Below are 18,166 nucleotides of genomic sequence, written 5' to 3'. Positions count from 1 at the left end.
GGCAGGGATGACGGTAATGGTGATAGTGCTTATAATGGTCATTGCGAATGTAACGAAGTGTAGTGGAGTAATCTCGACCTTACTTCTACTGTCCAGTGTAGCCAGCTTTCCGCGATTTTGGAGATTACTTCGTCATGATTTTCTCGTAGTTACCAAGTCGGGAAGGTCCTCATTTCTGTCAGGTCATTACATCAAAGAATTGATGGTCGGGTCTGATTCATGTGTTATTCTTTTGGAGAAACTAGTTTCCCGCTCATATAAGCATGATTTTTATCTCTGGCTTCTGTCCTAGTAATGTGATCATAGCCAGTACTGAAGTTGGCGGGATCGGCTTCTTCAAGCACTTTTACTGATCTGGTGCTGCTGTCATGATAATACACTTGATGGCTGTCTTTATAATAGCCTCTTTCCATTTTTTCAAATGTTGTAGGATCAGCGCCTTCAACTTCGAGTAGTGGATCTCCATTATGAAAGATGATCAGATATACATTGTTTTTATCACGGCAAAATGATGGTGAACTTTCATCACCGACTACTTCGAAATTTTTAGTGTCTGTTTGAATATTAGATTTTCGGCCATACACATAAATAAATTGCTCATCTATAGCAATGCCATCACTTACGAAATGGAAGGTTTGCGGATCGGCACCTTCTACCAGGCGACCACTGTAGTATATGTGCTTAGCATCTTTAGCGTATAATGATCTGAGGCATGCCATGCTGGCAGGATCAGCTCCTTTTAGAATTTTGCCATCTATATATACATTATTTTTATCCTTCCAGTAACCACCATATCCTTTTTCATTTTCAGTAGGTACTGGAGTGAAAGTAGCCGGATCTGAACTAGGAATTACTTTGCCATAGTAGAATACGTGCTTAGCATCTTTAGAATAGTAGGTGACGTCTTCCATAGGATCAAAAGAAGCGGGATCAGCACTTTTTATTTTTTTGCCATTAAGATAAACGGCGTCTTTACCAATATGATAACCGGAGTTAGGAATACCTTTATTAATATTAATAATCATTTGAGGAATTCGGTAGAACATTACTGCCAGGATAAAAGGTACCGAAAACCCGATGAGCCATTTGGAGGGAGCCATGCCATAAAAAGGGATATTGAAAATGGTCATCAGCAAGAATATAATTACAGGATAGCCCAGGAAAAATAGTGCTGTAATGATAGAAGAAAGTGAATCAGAAAAGCCGTGAGAGGCAATCATCATAGGAGACATCATAAATATGCCGCCATAAAAAACAAGGAATATTGTAACTATAATACTGATAATCATGCTTGTAAGCTTGGTTTTATGCATAAATAAGGAAAAAAATATTATCACATGTGTTTGGTGATGGAAAATTGTGAGAGTAGTATAAAGCTAGAGACATTTTGATTTATTTAGCATTATGGGTGGTGTGATTATTTATTGGCCTTCAGTTTTCATTGGTTACCATCAATATTTGCAGTAGAATCAATTAGTGGATAGGCTTGTATCTTAGCAAAACTTTTAGTTTCTTAAGTACGTTAACGGTGAAATAATGATAGATAAGGATAAAATAGCGGAAATTAATGCTAAGAGAAAATCAACTAAAGGTTTTTCGGAAGCATGTATACAGCAGGTGGGAGAGAAGGCAGTTGCTGCTATCGCTAAAAATCGTTCTATATCACATTTTAATGTAAAAGCTATTTATCAAGGTTTTTATCTAACCTCTTCAGTATCGGATACAGACCTGATCTATAATACATCAGCAGATACTAAAACTATTATTGAGTAATAAAATTCATGTTTTGGGTGGGCCAAATGGTGTAGGTAAATCTACATTAGGTAATACCTTTAGTTCAGATACTTCTTCATTCTTTTAGTCAAATAATAACCACCAGTTTTAGGAGCACCTTTAAATTCAACTATCATTACATCTCTAGCTATCTTTAGATACCGTTCTATTGTTGGTTTGGATTTACCTATATGATCAACTACATCATCAGTATTAATACCTTCAGCATCAGATAAATACTTTGCTATCTCTATTATCTCTTTTTTAACACCATCACTTATGCCATCAATTACACCATCACTTACACCATCAGCTATAAGTCTATTTACACCATCACTTACACCATCATATTTTATTCTATGACCTATGCTATTAAGTGATAGTTCTAAACTATTTCCTTTTATTTTCCATTCAGGTATTGGATAATCATGATCTTTACAATCTTCTATCATTCTTAAAGTACCTGTTCCAATCATCTCTATATATCTTCTTACATATAGGATATTCGCCATATCTGGATTTCTAAGTATAGAATCATGATCTTTCTTTAAATCTCTTCTGGTAACTTTCCAGTATTAGTAATTACTAGCTTCTCTGGGTAAACAGATATATTAACGGTACTTGATATTTTAGAATAATCTCTATGTATTAATGCATTTAGCAATCCCTCTCTTAGAGCCAAAATTGGAATGTCTTTAGTTGTTCTTTGTAAACTATTGATGTTACTAGATCTGGCTAGCTGGGTATCAAAGAAATCCCAAATCATCTGGATGTTTCTGAAAATATTACCATCATAAACCCGATCAAAAAGAATGGTTTTCCCTCCTTTAGTAGAACTATAAATCGTAGCTCTGATCTTACTCTGTGGAACGAACCTCACAGGCAGTCTTCCAAATAAAACAATTGCAGCATTGGTAAGACAAGACTACCTCCATATATCAATCCCATTCTGGACAAGAATTCTCTAGCCGATAAGTGATGATTGCCTGGATTTAATTTAACATACTCTTTAATGGTATTATTGATTTCCTGATTGTCCAGATCATCACTTCCAGCACCTCTCCAGCTCTCAAAATCTTAAGTTTGAAGGAATTTTTTTCTTCATCATTCATCATAAAAATAGATTTGAAAAACGCTATGATATTTTCCTCGGAGACAATAGGGAGTAAAGACAGAATAATCTTCTCTTTCTTCTCTACACTTTGTAGAGGTATTTTATTGGTCTTTTTCCCATACCTAACTCTTTGCCAATGACCATTCTCGGGTAATGGGATATTGTGTTTAATACACTTTTTGCGGAGGCTATTATCAGATATATTAAACTGCTTTGCAAGCACCGACAAGGGTTTATTCTAAACCTTTTCATAAAGCCCTTTTCAGGTAATCATGATTTCAGCCATGTTATTATTTCTTATTGCTTCGTCACATATTATTTGATTAATATTTTAAATTGAAAATAACTAAGGCAAAAATTATATAAGTTAGGGGTTTTAATTTGATTCGATTGGGATTTAAGAGATGACGGAAGAAAAACGAAAGCTTGAACAACAACTCTGGAATATTGCCGATACCCTTAGAGGGAAGATGGATGCGGATGACTTTAGAGATTATATACTAGGGTTTATCTTTTATAAATACCTCAGCAAGAAAATGGACATCTATGCCAACACCATCTTAAAGCCCGATGGTATGACGTATGATGAGATCGATGAGGAGTCAGAAAAAGGGCAACAATACTTGGAAGCCATTAAAGCGGAGGCTTTAGATGCTTTAGGGTACTTCTTATTGCCTTCAGAGCTGTTCAGCAGACTCGCTAAGCGTGGAAATGCTGAGGGTAAGAGTAAATTCATTTTGGATGACTTAAATAAGGTGCTTAACCACATAGAGCAAAGCACGATGGGTACCGACAGTGAGGAAGAGTTTGTCAACCTCTTCGAAGACCTTGACCTTACCTCCTCAAAACTTGGGAAGACAGAGAACGCTAAAAACGAATTGATTGTAAAGGTCATGTCTCATTTGGAGGAGATTGATTTTAGAATTGATGATGTGACGGCTGATGTATTGGGAGATGCCTATGAATACCTGATTGGCAAGTTTGCCAGTGGTGCAGGTAAGAAAGCAGGTGAATTTTATACCCCGCAACAGGTAAGTAAGCTGTTAGCAAGCATTGTTACAACAGGTGAAGACAAATTGAAGAGTGTTTATGACCCAACTTGTGGTTCAGGGTCTTTATTGTTGCGTGTGGCGAAGGAGGTAAAAGAAGTGGGTAAGTTTTATGGACAGGAAATGAACCCTACTACCTTCAACTTATGCCGCATGAACATGATTATGCATGATGTGCATTACCGCAGATTTGATATTAAAAATGAAAATACTTTAGAGCAACCGCAACACATTGACGAACGCTTTGAAGCCATTGTGGCCAATCCCCCTTTCTCTGCCAAGTGGAACCCCAATGCGGTGATTAATGACGACCGGTTTGCTGCTTACGGCAAAACTGCACCCAGTAGTAAGGCTGACTTTGCCTTCGTACAACACATGGTTCACCAACTATCTGATGATGGTATAATGGCGTGTGTATTACCCCATGGTGTATTGTTTAGAGGAGCAGCGGAAGGACATATTAGAGAGTATCTTATTAAAGACCGTAATTACCTGGATGCGGTGATAGGTTTGCCTGCCAACATTTTCTATGGCACGAGCATACCTACTTGTGTATTGGTATTGAAAAAGAAAAGAGAACACTCAGACAACGTACTATTCATTGATGCCAGCCAACACTTTGAGAAGATTAAAACACAGAATTACCTGCGTGAGGAAGATATAGATAAGGTTATAACCACTTACAGAGAACGAAAGGAAGAGGAAAAATATAGCCATGTGGCAAGTATGGAGGAGATAGCTGAGAATGACTACAACCTCAACATTCCTCGCTATGTAGACACTTTTGAAGAAGAAGAACCTGTGGATATTGAAGCAGTGGCGAAAGAGTTGCAAGCCCTTGAAAAGGATATGCAGGCTACCGATGACACCATCAAGAGCTATTGTAAGGAACTAGGGATTGATACTCCATTTTAAATGTCAGCATTTGGATTTTAATGATGTAATGATTTTTGGATTAAGAATAAGATGAAGGAAGAAATAAAGGATGACTTAACTTATCGGATCATTGGCTGTGCAATGACGGTGCTCGGTACATTGGGCAATGGATTGCAAGAAGTGATCTATCAAAGAGCGCTGGCGATTGAAATGGAAAAACAATGTATATCGTTTCAACGGGAATTAGAAATGCCTTTGTTTTATGATGAGCAACCTATTGGCTCTCGTAGAGTTGATTTTCTAGTGGAGGAAAAAGTAATGGTAGAATTAAAAGCACTTACCATGCTTGAAGATGTACACCTGGCACAGGGATTGAATTACCTTGTAGCCTACAAAGTAGACTTGGGCTTACTACTCAATTGCGGAGCACAGAGCCTGGAAATAAAACGGCTCAGGCACCCAAAAAACAAACAGAACCCAAGCCTACGTTTAAACAATAATCCTGTCATTCATAAATCCCAAAAATCCTAATTCTGACTATGGAAGAGGTGTTTGAGAAAAAAGAGGTGAAAATGGTTCCTAAATTGAGGTTTAAGGAGTTTGAAGATATATGGAATAATACCAAGTTAGGTGTAATTGGAAGCTTTAGGGGTGGAGGAACACCATCAACAAAACATAATGATTATTGGAATGGGGACGTGCCTTGGATTTCAAGTTCTGATGTTAAGGAATCTGATATCTTAAATTTAGATATTAACAGGTTTCTAAACCATAAGGCAATTAAAGAAAGCGCAACAAAAATTATTCCTGCTAATAGTGTTTTGTTTGTTTCGAGGGTTGGTGTTGGAAAATTAGCTGTAAATAAGAAGGAGTTGTGCACTAGTCAAGATTTTGCCAATTTGACTCCCAAAAAAGATATTAGTCAGTTTATTGCTTATTATTTTTTAGCTAATAATAATTTGCTTCACAGGTACTCACAAGGCACCTCAATTAAGGGTTTTACAACTGGTGATCTCAAGAGCATACCATTAAACCTTCCCTCCCTCCCCGAGCAGAAAAAAATAGCTGATTTCCTAAGTGCTGTTGATAAAAAGATCGAGCAGCTTACCCGTAAAAAGGAGCTGTTGGAGCAATACAAAAAAGGACTTATGCAAAAGCTCTTTGCTCAGGAGATTCGGTTTAAGGATGATAATGATGAGGAGTTTCCTGAGTGGGAGGAGAAGAGGTTGGGTAGTGTATTTGAAAGGGTTAAAAGGAAAAATAAAGAGAATAACCTTAATGTATTAACTATTTCAGCACAGCAAGGCCTTGTAAACCAAGAGGATTATTTCAATAAGTCAGTTTCAGCGAAAGATGTAACAGGATATTATTTGCTACATAAAGGTGAGTTTGCATATAATAAAAGTTATTCCAAAGGTTATCCACTTGGGGCAATTAAGAGGTTAGATAAATACGAAAAAGGTGTTGTTTCAACCTTGTATATATGTTTCAAATTAAATGAGAATAATGATTCAGATTATTTTATGGCGTTCCTTGAACATGGGAGTATTAACCATGAGCTACATAAAATAGCACAAGAAGGAGCTAGAAACCATGGACTGCTTAATCTCAGTGTGGTGGAATTCTTCAATGATATAAAATTTAAAACACCTAGTTTAAGGGAGCAGGTTAAAATCGGGCAGTTCTTAAAATCGCTAAGTGACAAAATATATATTGCCAATCAAGAGTTAGAGAAAGACCAAACCTTTAAAAAAGGGCTATTGCAGCAGATGTTTGTATGAGTAATACATCAACATATTGTATAATTATGAAATGTTTTGTTTCGCATTTGAAACAAAAAATAACATTTATGAAACATTTTGTTTCAAATCATGTTATATTTGCACTAACAGTACACGCCACGCTACCCATCAGAACAGCGTCACAGGGTGTGTCTTTTAGAAGAAATAAAATATTAAATTTAATATACCTCCCTTGCCTCTCACTGAAGCACACTTGGGGGGTCTTTTCATTTTAGGGCCATGGCAAAACGAATTTACCATAAAGCCCCCCTATCCTTTCAAGATCAGCTTGAATTATTAAAAACCAGAGGTTTAACCGTTGCTGATGAAGAAGAAGCCATCTGTTATTTGCAGGAAATAAGTTATTACAGGCTCAGCGCCTACTTTTTACCCTGTCAGTCAATTAAAAATCAGTTTAATCAAGGAATTACATTCAAAGACATTATCAATACATATTCTTTTAATAGGGAATTAAGATTATTAGTTTTTGACTGCATAGAACGAGTAGAAGTAGCTATTAGAACCCAGTTTATATATAAAATGGCTATACATTATAACGATTCACATTGGCAGGATGATCAAAGACATTTTATCACACCGTTTTATAATAGGATTGGAAAGCTCATTGATCCTTATAACGACTTTCAAGCTATCATATCACGTGCTAAAACAGTAAGAAATCCAGAAGTGTTTATAAAACATTACATGAGAGAATATAGCTCTCCATCTAATCCACCTGCATGGATGAATTTTGAGCTGCTCACAATGGGTGACCTGTCACATTTATTTCGTGGATTGCGAAATAATAGCGATAAAAAAAGAATAGCAGACTTCTTTGATGTTCATCACAAAGTATTCGCATCATGGCTACACGCCATTACTTATGTTAGGAATATTTGTGCACATCATGCCAGGTTATGGAATAGAGATTTAGCTATTGAACCTGATCGACTAAAGAAGCCTGTTGGGCCATGGATTGGACCGCGTTTTCAAAATAATAAACGTGTATTCTATTTTATTTGCGTTTTAAAATACCTACTGCTAAGAGCAAACCCATCAAATAGTCTAAGACAAAAATTACAGGCTTTATTTACTAAATACCCTAATGTTCCAATCAAATACTTGGGAATACCTTCCAATCCTGATGGTACATTAATGGACTGGATTAATGAACCGCTATGGCAATGAATACCCAACCCGAAGCCATATTAGAAAATAACTTTATTAAGCAACTTGAAAGCTTGGGATATGAGCGTATTCTACTTCGAGATGGCCATGACTTACTTGCCAATTTAAAATCGCAGTTAGAACTTTTTAATAAGGTTCAGTTAAGTGACAAGGAGTTTGATCAGGTGCTCAATTATTTGGCAAAGGGTAATGTATTTGAGAAGTCTAAGACACTTAGAGATCGGTTTGCACTTACACGGGAAGATGGGAGCATTTCCTATATTCAATTTTTTGATAGTGAGCACAGAGACAATAATCTATTCCAGGTCACTAACCAGGTTTCACAAGCGGGTACTTACAAAAACCGTTATGATGTAACGCTCCTTGTCAATGGCCTGCCACTCGTTCAGGTAGAGCTTAAGCGTAGAGGCATCGAAATGAAAGAGGCCTTCAATCAGATTAATCGCTATCAAAGGCAGTCATTTTGGAGTAATCATGGGCTGTTTCAATATGTGCAGCTGTTTGTGATAAGTAATGGAGTTAATACCAAATACCTGGCTAATAACCGACTCCAGTCTTTTAAACAATCATTCTTCTGGGCGGAGGAGAATAACAAACGAACCACTATGCTATCTGAGTTTACCAACTCATTCCTCAACAAAGAACACCTGAGTAAAATGATCGCTCATTATGTAGTGATGAGCGAAACCAATAAAGTGATGATGGTGCTTCGTCCCTACCAGTATTATGCTGTAGAGGCTATCATTGATCATGTGCAAACTACTAAGGATAGTGGCTATATCTGGCATACTACCGGCTCAGGTAAAACATTAACTTCCTTCAAAGCCAGCCAAATCATCATGGACTTGCCGGAAGTGCATAAAGTAGTATTTGTGGTCGATCGTAAAGACCTCGATTACCAGACCATGAACGAGTTTAATAGCTTTAAAAAGGGAAGTGTAGATGTAACTGATAATACCTCCTCGCTGGTCAAGCAATTTACAGATGATACCAAGTTGGTGCTTACTACGATTCAAAAGTTAAATAATGCTATTTCCAAAAAACGGTACGAAAAGAAGCTGGATAAACTTAAGGACAAAAGAGTAGTATTCATTTTTGATGAATGTCACCGCAGTCAGTTTGGAGACACACATAAACGTATTGTTAATTACTTTAAAGGCAGTCAGTTATTTGGTTTTACCGGCACACCCATCTTTGCTGATAATGCAGCTAAAAACGACCTAGGTAAGCGTACCACCAAAGACTTATTTGGGGAGTGTTTGCATAAATATGTAATCACCGATGCCATTCGAGATCAGAATGTATTGAAGTTCAGTGTTGAGTATATCGGGAAGTACAAGCAAAAAAGTAATACGCTACTGGATATAGAGGTGGAGGATATTGACAAAACCGAGGTAATAGACTCACCTAAGCGATTAGAAAAGATCGTTGAATATATTATAGACTATCACACTACCAAAACACATAATAAAGCTTTCTCATCAATTTTTGCCGTAAGTAGTATTCCGAATCTGATTACTTACTATGAGCTCTTTAAGAAGAAGATAAAGGAAGGGAAACATGATTTACGAGTAGCCACAATATTTACCTATGGTGTTAATGAAGATGATCCTGATGCAGCAGGCATGCTTCCGGGAGACATGTCAATTGCGGCTGAACCTAAACTCAAATACATAAGCAGTTCAACCCGTGATAAACTCGATGAGTTCATCAAAGACTACAATGCTATGTATGACACTAAGTTTACCACAAAAGACAGTAAGCAATTTGAAAACTATTACAAGGACATTAGTAAACGGCTAAAAAATAGAGAGAAGGAAGATTTTCAAGATAGAGATAGGTTAGATATTCTACTCGTAGTAAACATGTTTTTAACAGGATTTGATGCTAAAATGGTCAATACTCTATATGTGGACAAGAACCTTCGGTATCATGGGCTTATACAAGCTTATTCCAGAACTAATCGCATCATCAATGAAACCAAGTCTCAAGGGAATATTATGGCCTTCAGAAATCTTAAGAAAGCCACTGATGAAGCCATTACTTTATTCTCTAACAAGGAGGCTATTGAAGAAATCATACTTCCTCCGTACGAAGAAATCGTTAGAAAATTCAGCAATGCCTTTGCCGACTTACTCAAAGTAGCTCCTACAGTAGGAATTGTTGATGATCTGCTAACAGAAGATGATGAAATGACCTTTGTTCAGTCTTTCAGAGCCTTGATGAGGGTTAAGAATGTGCTTACATCATTTACGGATTTTAGTTGGGATGATCTACCCATGACTGAGCAGGCTTTTGAAGATTACAAAAGCAAATACCTTGACCTTTATGATAAAGTAAAAAGTGATACGGCCAAGCTAAAAGAATCTATCCTCAATGACGTAGACTTTGAGTTGGAGCTGATTCACAGAGATGAGATTAATGTTAGTTACATTATAAAGCTGCTAGTCAAACTTAAAACAGCTAAGGCCAATGAAGCTGCCAAGCAGAAAAAGCAGATTATGGATATGCTTAACAATGAAGTTGAGCTAAGAAGTAAGCGAGAACTTATCGAGAAGTTTATAGAAGAGCACCTGCCTAAAATTCCTCACGCAGATATGATTTCTGATGAATTTGAAAAGTATTGGGAAGAACAAAAGGTCTTGGCACTTCAAAAACTCTGTGAGGAAGAAAACCTTGACCAGGAGCAATTCAAATCATTGATTGATGCCTACATTTTTAGCCACCAGGAGCCATTGAGAGATGAGGTATTCAAATGCCTTGATAATCGTCCTAGTGTATTGCAAGCCAGATCAATTGGAGAACGCATCATTTCAAAGATGAAGCAGTTTGTCGAGGTGTTTGTGGAGGGTATGGTAGGGTGATTAAATTATAAATGTATTCGAGGGTATCACAAAGGAGCACATATTAAAGGCAATTGAAAGAGTTAATGAAGAAGGATATCCTATTTCCCAATACAAAACTTACTAAAGATATTCGCCAACAAATCATCTGTAGTAATCTCACCAGTGATCTCTCCTAAATAATGTAATGACTGCCTGATGTCCATGGCTAAAAAGTCGCCAGTGATGTTGTTGCCGAGGCCGTTGAGGACATCTTGTAGGGCATTCTTGGTTTTAAGTAGATTGTCATAGTGACGAATGTTAGTTACTATGGTGTTGCCAGACTTGAAGTTATCAAGATTAACCTCTTCCAAAATTCTATCTTTCAAAGCGTCCAGGTTCTCTTTTGTGTTGGCGGCTATAAGTATGGATCCCTTTACACCTTCCACAGCTGATTTTAGTTCTGGCTGAGCCTTGTCAATTTTGTTGCCCACCACTATAAACGGAATACCCATATTCTCCAGCTTGTTGATGTCGCGGTTGAAGTCTACAACATTGTCATTGGCCAGGTCAATCATATATATAATAAGAGAGGCCTTTTTCATTTGAGCTTGTGTGCGCTCAACTCCAATTTTTTCTATGGTGTCTTCTGTCTCTCTAATTCCGGCCGTGTCAATAAACCTAAAAGTGATACCGCCCAGATTGATTTCATCTTCAATAACATCACGGGTAGTTCCGGCTATGTCAGATACTATTGCTCTTTCTTCATTTAACAAAGCATTGAGCAATGTTGATTTACCTGCATTAGGCTTGCCTGCTATCACGGTAGGTACTCCATTTTTAATCACATTACCCAAATCAAAGCTTTCGATCAGCGCATTAATCACTTTGAGTAGGTTGTTGATCAGCTGTTTTAAATCATCTCTATCGGCAAACTCTACATCTTCCTCACCAAAGTCTAACTCCAGCTCTATCATAGAGGCAAAGTGGATCAACTCTTCCCTTAGCTGACGAATCTGCTCAGAGAAACCTCCACGCATTTGGTTAAGAGCTGCTTCATGAGAAGCAGCCGAATCTGAATTGATAAGATCTGCCACCGCTTCGGCCTGAGCCAAATCAAACTGACCATTAAGGAAAGCGCGTTTGGTAAACTCACCCGGTAATGCCAGTCTGGAGCCTGCAGCAAGCAACACTTTTATAATTTGCTTTACTATAAAAGGGGAGCCGTGGCAGCTGATCTCCACCACATTTTCTTTAGTGAATGATTTGGGGCCAACAAACAGAGAAACTACCACTTCATCTATCACCTTTTCTCTATCGCGTATGGTGCCGAAATGTAAGGTGTGGGTAGGTTGCTGTTCCAGGTCTTTGCCTTTAAATACACTGTTGCAGATCTTAATGGCATCATCGCCAGATAATCTGATAACGGCTATGGCGCCTACGCCTGGAGCGGTAGAAAGGGCTACAATGGTATCTTCGGTGGATCCTATATGCTGACTCAAATCTTCTCTGTTTAGTGAACTGCAAATGTACTTATTATATATAACTGAAAAACGAAAGCAGAGGTAGTTTCTTGATATGGTTACCTATAGTGGATTTATGTTGGTTGGCAGATTTAATTTTGATATCCTCTAAGGAAGCCGTTATATTTCAGGTTTGTGAAAAGTTATTTTTTAAACGAACCTGATCATTTGGTGAAATATTCGTATTATTTTTTAGCCTGTTGTCTTTTGTTTTCATTTCCTGTAAAAGCCCAACAAGACTCCGTGTCAATGGCGGCTGAATACCTACAGCAGGCAGATCAAATTTACAGTCAGCAAAAAGAGGCTATAGAGGTGGCTAAGGAGCTGTACATAAAAGCAGCTGAGCTTGACCCTTATAATGTAAAGGCTAATTGGATGGCCGGTCAGCTGTACCTGGAGACTATAGATAAAGATTTGTCACTTAAATATTTTCTTAGGGTAGAGCAGCAGAGACCTTCTTATCGATATGATTTGTGGTATCAGATAGGTCGGGCGTATCATCATGGGTTAGATTTTGATATGGCCATTGAATGTTATGAAAGGTATCAGCATAAAGTGTTGCATGATCTCCATTACCGTGGTCGTGACCGCGTTTTGCCAGAAGATGTAAAAAGAAGGATTGAAGAGTGTAAAAATGGTAAGGAAATCATCAGCCAGCCAGCGCGATATTCTGTGGAGGTGCTGGAGCCAGGTATAAATTCAGTGTGGCCAGACTATGCTCCTGTGCTTAATAAGGATCAGACCGTTATGATTTTTACCTCTCGTAGGCAGGAAGATAACACCAGCCCTGATGTAGATAAGGATAACTTTTATTATGAAGATATATTTATATCAAGAAAAGTAGGAGGCAAGTGGACGGAGGCTGAGAATATCGGAGCGCCTATCAATACAGAGTATCATGATGCTAATATTTCTCTATCGGCCGATGGTAATCGACTATATCTTTACAAGGACATTAATGCGGGAGATATCTATTATAGTGATTATGAAAATGGTGAGTGGACCGAATCAGAATACCTAACTAACAAGGTGAATTCTTCTATCTATTCCGAAAGCTCTATTACGGAAACATCGTCATCAGATGTGATTTTTTATACCAGTGACAGGCCTGGTGGTGAGGGAGGTATTGATATTTATATGTGCATAAAAGATGATAAAGGCAATTGGTATAAATCAAAAAGTCTGGGTACTACTATCAATACACCTTATGATGAGGAAAGTCCATTTCTGGCTTATGATGGTAAAACCTTGTATTTCAGTAGCTCAGGTCATAAGGGATATGGAGGTTATGATATTTTCAAATCTGTTTATGATAGTTTGTCAGGAGAATGGTCTGAGCCGGAAAACCTGGGGTTCCCGGTAAACACACCCGATGATGAGATTTATTTCAGAGCTTCAGAAGATGGTAGAGTAGGGTATTATTCGTCAGTAAGAGAAGGGGGTTTAGGTTATACTGATATTTTTAGGGTGAAGTATCACGGCTCTAATAAAGACAGGCCAACTGGCTATGAATTGATAGCTCAAAATGCGGAAACAATAAATCGTGTGCATGAAGGAGGTGGGGGTGTAGCAACAGCAGCAGCGAATGGTCAGGTGCTTTCGGAAGAAGCTGATTTTGAGGATCATGAAATGAAATTGATGGATCATGCTCATCGTATTTATTTCAATACAGCCCAAAGTGCCATTCATGAGGAGCATAGGGAGGAGTTGGATAGTATTATTAATTTGCTTAATAAATACGAGCTTTTAGATATCAATATCTCAGGCTTTGCCAGTGCTGATGGTAATCCTAGGTATAATCTTAAGCTTTCGCAAAAAAAGGGCATTGATAGTACTGGATTATTTTGTGGCCAATGGTATTCCGGAAGAGCGAATCATAGCTCAGGGGTTTGGTGCGGTAAAGTCAGAGGCTGGGGCTGATCCTGAAGAAAACCGTAGGGCCGATGTGAGTATAGTAACTCGGGAATGATTTTAATAAAACAGAAATAAAATAAAAATGGGGCGCTTTCATTGCTGAGGCGCCCCATTTCTTTTATACATTTTCTAATTCTTCTTCTTTTACAATAAACAGCGGTATTTTTAACTTATGCCTTACGCCGCTCACTGTGGTTCCGAATAATATATCCATAAACCAGCCATGGCCATGAGAGCCCATCACTAAAAGGTCGGCATTAAAATGTTTTACTAGTTTGGGAATAGTTCGTTTCGGGTTACCGAAGCCTAGTTGAGGTTTTACTTTATAGCCTTTCTCAGTCATCTGCTGCACGTATTTGTTAAGATACAGGGCATCTTGGGTAGATTCCAGGTCATGTATTTCGCTGCCCATCACAAATGCTCCGGCTGACTCTACAATGTGGATTAAGCTGTACTCTGCTTTGTGTCCACCTTGAGATAAGGCGCTGTTGATAGTTTTATTATCTATGTCAGAAAAGTCTACCGCTATGGCTATCCTTTTATATTCTCGTTCTTCATGGAAATCGATAGGAAGATATGCTCCGTGCGGTGTTTTTGTTTTAGGGGTTATTTTAGAAGTCATTAGTGGTTTAAAGGTAATGTAAAGTAATAATGACATGATGGCCAGTGCCAGAGGTACCACCGTAAGCCATAAGATGTAAGAATTACCTTCAGACTCTATCATCCAGTTTTTCATTTCATCTACTACCAGTTTTACATTGAGCACCACCACCACGGCTGCTATGATCCATGCGGCAATTTTTACCCATAGTTTAATGGCAAACTCCCCCATCTTCTTTTTATCCGATACAAAGTGTATCAGAGGGATCACGGCAAAGCCCAGCTGCAAGCTAAGTAACACTTGGCTAAAAATAAGCATTTTTCCGGTTTCTTTTTCTCCATAGATATAGATGACCAGGAAAGCAGGAACAATGGCTATAAGGCGTGTTAAAAGCCGTCTCAGCCATGGTTGTATTCTTAAGTGTAAGTAGCCTTCCATAACTATCTGTCCTGCCAGTGTTCCGGTTATGGTGGAGCTTTGTCCTGCAGCTATAAGTGCTACAGCAAATAAGATGGCTGCCCACTTAGAGCCGAGCATAGGAGTTAGCAGCTTATGGGCATCTTGTATCTCCGCAATATCGTACATGCCATTTTTATGAAAAGTGGCTGCGGCCAGCACTAATATGGCTGCATTTACAAAGAAGGCCAGGTTCAAAGCTACAGCGGAGTCTATAATGTTAAATCGGATGGCGGCCCATATCCCTTTCGGTGAAGGGTTGATCTTTCTGGTCTGCACAAGAGAGGAGTGCAAGTAGAGGTTGTGAGGCATTACGGTAGCACCAATAATACCGATAGCAATGTAAAGCGCACTGTGATTAGGAATGGTAGGAATGAAGCCTTGTGCTAGCTCACCCATGTCTGGCTTGGCGAATACCATTTCTATGAGGAAGGCCCCGCCAATGATGGCTACCAGAGAAATGATAAAGGCTTCCATTTTACGCATGCCATAGGTCTGCAATATCAGAAAGAGAAAGGTGTCTGCCACGGTAAGACTTACCCCCCAAAGTAGGGGTAGACCAAAGAGAAGTTGGAGCCCTATGGCCATACCTAGTACCTCTGCCAAGTCGGTGGCAGCAATGGCTATTTCTGCTAAGATGTAAAGGCAGAAATTTACGAAAGGAGGGTAGGTCGCTCGCGATGCCTGAGCCAGGTCCATCTTACGAACCAAGCCTAGCCGGGCGCTCAAACTTTGAAGCAAAATGGCCATCAGGTTAGACATCAATAATACCCAAATAAGAGTGTAGCCAAACTCACTTCCTCCGGCTAGGTCAGTGGCCCAGTTGCCGGGGTCCATGTAGCCTACACTTACCAGATAGGCCGGGCCTAAAAAGGCAAAAAGTTTTTTCCAAAATCCCTTTTTATTGGAGGCGTTGATAGAGGCATTTGCATCCCCTAAAGACTTCATTAAATCGTGCTTGTCTGAGATCATAATTTATTCCGTAATCCAAATATTTTCGGACACCTCTTTGGAGATAAAAACTGTCCTTTTGTTGTCAATTAAAATTTCTAAAGAACCATCAAATTCTATCTTCTCTACCACCCTCATTTTGGCCCCGATGTAGATGCCCATTTTGTCTACATATTGTAGGAAAGAAGCACTCGCATCTTTCACAGAAACTACTATGCCTTCGGCTCCATTTTTCACTGCAGAAAGTGGCATCTGAGGCTTGGCTTTAAACTCTCCATTTTCATCAGGAATCGGGTCCCCGTGAGGGTCGTATTTTGGGTAGCCCAGAAACTCATCCAGACGCTTTATGAGTAGGGGAGATTTGATGTGCTCCAGCTGCTCCGCCACGTCATGAACTTCGTCCCAATTGAACTTCAATTTGTCTACCAAAAAAGCTTCCCAAAGTCGGTGTTTTCTGATCACCTGCAGTGCGGCCTTTTGTCCCTTTTCGGAGATCTTCACTCCGCGATATCTTTGGTAACTCACCACTTCTTTAGCGGATAGTTTTTTAATCATGTCAGTGACCGAAGCCGCCTTGGTATTCATCACTTCTGCTATAGCATTAGTGGAGACAGGGGTGCCGCTTTCCTTGAATAAATGGTATATCTCCTTGAGGTAATTTTCTTCTGTAAAACTTAGTACTAATTCCATATTTCATAGCAAATATACTGATTTAGGTGAATCTAAAAAATATTTTAAGTTCAAATTAAATATTTTCATAAATCTATTTTTATCGCTCAAATTCCCTGATTTTGAATATTTTTAGATTAGTCTAAAAATGAATTTAACGCTAATTTTTAGTGATTTCCTTGAGAGATGGGGGCGGTAATGGCAGTAAAGAGGGATTTTAGGATGAAAATCGATATTAAATTATCGAGTTAAATAAAGTTGATTAAATATCTGAATTATAGATTGTTATTGATAGTTAGGTCAATAAGATTTGTAAGTTTATTTTCCTCAGAATGCCATAGTATTTCTTCTCCCGGAGTGGTAGAATAGAAATTTTCTGTCTGCTTCATTTTTGAGAGTAGCTCTTCCGGATTTACCTCATCAAAGTCAATGGTAATCCCGGCATTATACTGCTGGCAGAGCTGCACCCATCTGTCATGATTTTGTAAAATGATAGGTAAGTGGCTGCCTAAATATTCATACAATTTGGTAGGCATAGAGTTGATGGTACTCTTGTTATGTGGGTAGCAGATTATGCCAAAATCGGCCTCTTGAATATGACTCAAAATAGTCTGATGAGAGACGAGTTTATCTCCTCCTTTTAGAGAGATGAAATGGTGATTTTCTACTTCCATTTTTACTCGTTTTAGCGTCTCGGGAAGTGAGCAAAAACCAACAATTTTTAATCGGATTTTGGGGTCTAAAAGATGAAGCTTTTTAGCTAATGAAATGGCTTCAAAAACACCGGTGCTTTCAGCGATAGTTCCTGAAAAAATCAGCCTTATTTTTTCACTGTTTTTTAATGATTTTTTCTCTCTGATTTTGGGACTTTCAAAGTGTGGATGAGGCAGGTATTTGTTCTCAATTATGGTGTGTTTTTTTTGACTAAAACTGAACTCTTCAGCGTACTGTTTTTCGGCTAAAATGTAGTGGTCAAAAAGAAGGGTGGAGAGGTATTCTTTTGCTCTGACATAGCCTGCTAAAAAGGGTCTGAAAGGCAGAGGAAAAGTAGCTGTAAAAAGTAAATTTCTGAAGTAGTTTTCTCTTACATCATAGATGATTTTTGCGCCAAATAAAATTTTGTAAAGAGAGGTAACAGTCAGTAATTCATGAGAATTAACTATGACAATTTCAGGCTTTAGTTCAATGAGTTTTTTAAGGAATTTAGAAGGCGCAAGCAGCCTGCTGGGGCTGAGTCTGTGGAAGCGAAAAATAGGATGAAAATTGATATTTGATCCTTTTGGAAGTTTTTTTGTGTAAAACCCTATGATATTAATATCATATTTAGTTGTTTGGTCTAATGAAAGGCCAAACTTTTCATACATTCTGGTGTCATCCACAGGTTTGAGTACAGAGCCGATGACAAGTTTGTGTTTTTTCATCAGAGGTAATGATAATAGATTAATTAAT

Annotated in this window: 15 protein-coding genes; 7 read left to right on the top strand and 8 right to left on the bottom strand. The window is 38.4% G+C overall.

What is annotated here, in order from left to right:
* Positions 1-224: 224 nt before the first annotated feature.
* Positions 225-1,289 (bottom strand): DKNYY domain-containing protein, encoded by a 1,065-nt coding sequence (locus LVD15_RS24005; protein WP_233777716.1) that lies wholly within the window; start codon positions 1,287-1,289, stop codon positions 225-227.
* Between the two features lie 247 nt (positions 1,290-1,536).
* On the opposite strand from LVD15_RS24005, the gene LVD15_RS24000 reads away from it, so the two are divergent.
* Positions 1,537-1,773 carry a hypothetical protein gene (locus tag LVD15_RS24000; protein WP_233777715.1) on the top strand — a complete coding sequence of 79 codons (237 nt, stop codon included), beginning with the start codon at positions 1,537-1,539 and terminating at the stop codon, positions 1,771-1,773.
* Between the two features lie 59 nt (positions 1,774-1,832).
* Here LVD15_RS24000 and LVD15_RS23995 read toward each other — a convergent pair whose 3' ends face one another.
* The 3 genes from LVD15_RS23995 to LVD15_RS23985 all read right to left on the bottom strand — a co-directional run bounded on the left by LVD15_RS23995 (position 1,833) and on the right by LVD15_RS23985 (position 3,116).
* Complete coding sequence (locus LVD15_RS23995; protein WP_233777714.1) at positions 1,833-2,285, bottom strand: hypothetical protein; 453 nt, start codon at positions 2,283-2,285, stop codon at positions 1,833-1,835.
* A 35-nt stretch (positions 2,286-2,320) separates the two neighbouring features.
* A complete protein-coding gene (locus LVD15_RS23990) occupies positions 2,321-2,653 on the bottom strand; it encodes a hypothetical protein (RefSeq protein ID WP_233777713.1) in 333 nt (110 codons plus the stop codon).
* A 112-nt stretch (positions 2,654-2,765) separates the two neighbouring features.
* Entirely contained in the window at positions 2,766-3,116 is a 351-nt protein-coding gene (locus tag LVD15_RS23985; RefSeq protein ID WP_233777712.1) for a hypothetical protein, read from the bottom strand.
* Between the two features lie 175 nt (positions 3,117-3,291).
* On the opposite strand from LVD15_RS23985, the gene LVD15_RS23980 reads away from it, so the two are divergent.
* The 5 genes from LVD15_RS23980 to LVD15_RS23960 all read left to right on the top strand — a co-directional run bounded on the left by LVD15_RS23980 (position 3,292) and on the right by LVD15_RS23960 (position 10,645).
* On the top strand, positions 3,292-4,851 hold the full coding sequence (locus LVD15_RS23980) for a type I restriction-modification system subunit M (protein ID WP_233777711.1): 1,560 nt from the start codon (positions 3,292-3,294) through the stop codon (positions 4,849-4,851).
* A gap of 51 nt (positions 4,852-4,902) precedes the next feature.
* The gene (locus LVD15_RS23975) at positions 4,903-5,343 is read left to right on the top strand and encodes a GxxExxY protein (RefSeq protein ID WP_233777710.1); all 441 of its coding nucleotides are present in this window, start codon (positions 4,903-4,905) and stop codon (positions 5,341-5,343) included.
* A gap of 17 nt (positions 5,344-5,360) precedes the next feature.
* Positions 5,361-6,593, top strand: coding sequence for a restriction endonuclease subunit S (locus LVD15_RS23970; RefSeq protein ID WP_233777709.1), 1,233 nt, complete (start codon positions 5,361-5,363; stop codon positions 6,591-6,593).
* Between the two features lie 240 nt (positions 6,594-6,833).
* Positions 6,834-7,781: an Abi family protein gene (locus LVD15_RS23965; protein ID WP_233777708.1), complete on the top strand. Its 948-nt coding sequence runs from the start codon at positions 6,834-6,836 to the stop codon at positions 7,779-7,781.
* The gene (locus tag LVD15_RS23960; RefSeq protein WP_233777707.1) at positions 7,778-10,645 is read left to right on the top strand and encodes a type I restriction endonuclease subunit R; all 2,868 of its coding nucleotides are present in this window, start codon (positions 7,778-7,780) and stop codon (positions 10,643-10,645) included. The genes LVD15_RS23965 and LVD15_RS23960 overlap by 4 nt, the downstream gene beginning before the upstream one ends.
* 80 nt (positions 10,646-10,725) lie before the next feature.
* Here LVD15_RS23960 and mnmE read toward each other — a convergent pair whose 3' ends face one another.
* Positions 10,726-12,105 carry a tRNA uridine-5-carboxymethylaminomethyl(34) synthesis GTPase MnmE gene (gene mnmE / locus LVD15_RS23955; protein ID WP_233777706.1) on the bottom strand — a complete coding sequence of 460 codons (1,380 nt, stop codon included), beginning with the start codon at positions 12,103-12,105 and terminating at the stop codon, positions 10,726-10,728.
* Between the two features lie 270 nt (positions 12,106-12,375).
* On the opposite strand from mnmE, the gene LVD15_RS23950 reads away from it, so the two are divergent.
* Positions 12,376-14,046 carry an OmpA family protein gene (locus LVD15_RS23950; protein ID WP_233777705.1) on the top strand — a complete coding sequence of 557 codons (1,671 nt, stop codon included), beginning with the start codon at positions 12,376-12,378 and terminating at the stop codon, positions 14,044-14,046.
* A 112-nt stretch (positions 14,047-14,158) separates the two neighbouring features.
* Here the strand turns inward: LVD15_RS23950 and LVD15_RS23945 are convergent, their stop codons facing one another.
* The 3 genes from LVD15_RS23945 to LVD15_RS23935 all read right to left on the bottom strand — a co-directional run bounded on the left by LVD15_RS23945 (position 14,159) and on the right by LVD15_RS23935 (position 18,138).
* A complete protein-coding gene (locus tag LVD15_RS23945) occupies positions 14,159-16,045 on the bottom strand; it encodes an Nramp family divalent metal transporter (protein ID WP_233777704.1) in 1,887 nt (628 codons plus the stop codon).
* Between the two features lie 27 nt (positions 16,046-16,072).
* Positions 16,073-16,738: a metal-dependent transcriptional regulator gene (locus tag LVD15_RS23940; RefSeq protein ID WP_233777703.1), complete on the bottom strand. Its 666-nt coding sequence runs from the start codon at positions 16,736-16,738 to the stop codon at positions 16,073-16,075.
* 254 nt (positions 16,739-16,992) lie between these two features.
* The gene (locus tag LVD15_RS23935) at positions 16,993-18,138 is read right to left on the bottom strand and encodes a glycosyltransferase (RefSeq protein ID WP_233777702.1); all 1,146 of its coding nucleotides are present in this window, start codon (positions 18,136-18,138) and stop codon (positions 16,993-16,995) included.
* Positions 18,139-18,166 lie beyond the last annotated feature (28 nt).

It is taken from the genome of Fulvivirga maritima, from assembly GCF_021389955.1.
Lineage (GTDB): Bacteria > Bacteroidota > Bacteroidia > Cytophagales > Cyclobacteriaceae > Fulvivirga > Fulvivirga maritima.
The sequence above is the reverse complement of the archived record's forward strand: the minus strand, read 5'-3'. Positions and strand labels throughout refer to the sequence as shown.